The following is a 1,101-nucleotide window of genomic DNA, read 5'->3' on the forward strand; positions in this document are numbered from 1 at the left end:
CCTCCTTATACGAAGATACTCACGACAAGTGTCCACACAGATTGATTAGGTTTAGAAAAGCAAAGAGAAGAAGAACTCCCAAGGTTCTTCGAAGTTTGTTTCTACTTTTAAAGTAGAGATGAATTGCAGTGTCCCGTTCGTCTAGAGGCCTAGGACACCGCCCTTTCACGGCGGTAACAGGGGTTCGACTCCCCTACGGGATACCACTTCCTTCAAGAAGTAAAAAGGGTCGTTAGCTCAGTTGGTAGAGCAGTTGACTTTTAATCAATTGGTCGCAGGTTCGAATCCTGCACGACCCACCATTTCCTCCCAAGGAAATAAAATTTGGGGCGATTAGCTCAGTTGGGAGAGCACCTGCCTTACAAGCAGGGGGTCACTGGTTCGAGCCCGGTATCGCCCACCATTTCCTCCCAAGGAAATAAAAATATGGGGCTATAGCTCAGCTGGGAGAGCGCCTGCCTTGCACGCAGGAGGTCTGCGGTTCGATCCCGCATAGCTCCACCATTCTTTCTCCATGTAAGGATGGCTTTTATTTTCACTTTTTAAAAAGTGAAGACAAAAGAAACTATCATGGGCGATTAGCTCAGTTGGGAGAGCACCTGCCTTACAAGCAGGGGGTCACTGGTTCGAGCCCGGTATCGCCCACCATCTTTAAATATTCTTTGATGACAAAAGTCTGAAGAGAGTTTTTAAAAATGGTTTTGAAAGTTTAAAACTTGAAAAACTCTTGCTCTTTAACAATTTGGAAAGCTGACTGATTTAAATAACGAAGTTATTTAAATCAAATTTAAAAGTTCTCAATGTTTATCTGCTCTTATTTATTAAGAACGGTATAAACACAACAAACACATTCAAGTGTCTTGTATTCGAATGATCAGAAATGATTGTTCATTTTTTGATTCTACTTTTTATTAAAAAGTGGAAACAAAAAGTAAATTGAGTCCGGCAAACAGTTATCAAGAATTAACCCTTCTTGATGACAACCAAAAACCTTGGTTAGTTGCCATACTAGTTTGTTTTCGCTCCTGTTTGTCTTCACTTTTTAAAAGTGAAAATAAGAAGGAAAGCGAAAGTAAAACAGAGACCCTTTCGGGTTGTATG

The 1,101-nt window shown here is 41.0% G+C and carries 5 tRNA genes; all 5 read left to right on the forward strand.

The window, feature by feature from the left end:
- Positions 1–130: 130 nt before the first annotated feature.
- The 5 genes from AB4180_RS22230 to AB4180_RS22250 all read left to right on the forward strand — a co-directional run bounded on the left by AB4180_RS22230 (position 131) and on the right by AB4180_RS22250 (position 648).
- Positions 131–206 (forward strand) — tRNA-Glu (locus tag AB4180_RS22230).
- 20 nt (positions 207–226) lie between these two features.
- Positions 227–302 (forward strand) — tRNA-Lys (locus AB4180_RS22235).
- 25 nt (positions 303–327) lie between these two features.
- A tRNA-Val gene (locus tag AB4180_RS22240) sits at positions 328–403 on the forward strand.
- Positions 404–428: 25 nt separating this feature from the next.
- Positions 429–504: transfer RNA gene (locus AB4180_RS22245), tRNA-Ala, on the forward strand.
- A 68-nt stretch (positions 505–572) separates the two neighbouring features.
- A tRNA-Val gene (locus tag AB4180_RS22250) sits at positions 573–648 on the forward strand.
- Positions 649–1,101: the final 453 nt, after the last annotated feature.

The organism is Vibrio sp. 10N.286.49.C3 (genome assembly GCF_041469545.1).
Lineage (GTDB): Bacteria > Pseudomonadota > Gammaproteobacteria > Enterobacterales > Vibrionaceae > Vibrio > Vibrio tasmaniensis_A.